Annotated in this window: 2 protein-coding genes; both read left to right on the plus strand. The window is 65.5% G+C overall.

What is annotated here, in order from left to right; genetic code table 11:
* Positions 1-270, plus strand: a 270-nt coding sequence (locus EN925_RS37185; protein WP_164894726.1) for an HIT family protein, incomplete at its 5' end; no start/stop codon positions are given.
* A gap of 41 nt (positions 271-311) precedes the next feature.
* On the plus strand, positions 312-1,022 hold a 711-nt coding region (locus EN925_RS37190), incomplete at its 3' end, for an NAD(+) diphosphatase (protein WP_164894727.1).

Here is a 1,022-nt window from a genome sequence, read left to right on the forward strand (position 1 = left end):
GAGGAAATCCACGACATGACGCCGCTCGACCAGGCGATGCTGACCTTCGAGACCAATATGGTGGCGCAGGCGCTGAAGAAAGCGACCGGCTGCACCAAGATCAACACCGGCGCGCTCGGCAACATCGTGCGCCAGTTGCACATCCATGTCATCGCGCGTTCTGAAGGCGATCCCGGCTGGCCAGGTCCTGTGTGGGGACATGGCCTGCGAGAGCCCTATCAACGTTCCGACTTGCGACGGTTTGCCGAAACGATCAAGGCGGCGCTATAAGCGTTCCCCGTGTCCATCCCTCAACATATTCCAGAGTCCCCATGAGCTTCCGCCTGTTTGACGCGCCTTTGCGCGAGCCGAGCCAGTTCGTCGGCTTCGCCGGCAACACGATCGACCGGCAGTCCGAGAACCGCGCCGACGATTCGGTCGACAAGGCGCTGGCCGATCCGGCGACGCGGCTGCTTCTGATGCATGGCGGCCGGCTCTATCTGAAGCTCGGCGATGGCGGCGCTCTCGATCCCTGGTTCGGTGCGACCGAGAGCGAGCCCTTCAAGGTTTCCCTGGCGCAAGGCATCCTGCTCGGCTTTTCCGAACGAGGACCGGTGCTGGCCGTGCCCGCCGGCGTCGAACCCGAACAGCTTCCGGAAACAGTCAAGGCCATCGACTACCGCTCGGTCTACATGCAAGGGCTGATCGACGAGGCGGCGGCCGGCGCGATGGCGCAAGGGGCGGCTTTGCTCGCCTGGCATGCCAGCCATCGCTTCTGCAGCAAATGCGGCACGGAATCGCAGATGCGGGCCGGCGGCTACAAGCGGCATTGCCCGAATTGCGGCACCGAGCATTTTCCGCGCACCGACCCGGTGGCGATCATGCTGACGGCGACGCGGGAGAAGTGCCTGCTCGGGCGCGGCCGTCATTTCGCGCCTGGCATGTATTCGGCCCTCGCCGGCTTCATCGAGCCGGGCGAGACGATCGAGGCGGCGGTGCGCCGCGAGACGCTGGAAGAGGCCGGCATCCGGCTTGGCCGCGTC

This window comes from Mesorhizobium sp. M7A.F.Ca.US.006.04.2.1 (assembly GCF_004022915.1).
Taxonomy (GTDB): Bacteria; Pseudomonadota; Alphaproteobacteria; order Rhizobiales; family Rhizobiaceae; genus Mesorhizobium; species Mesorhizobium ciceri.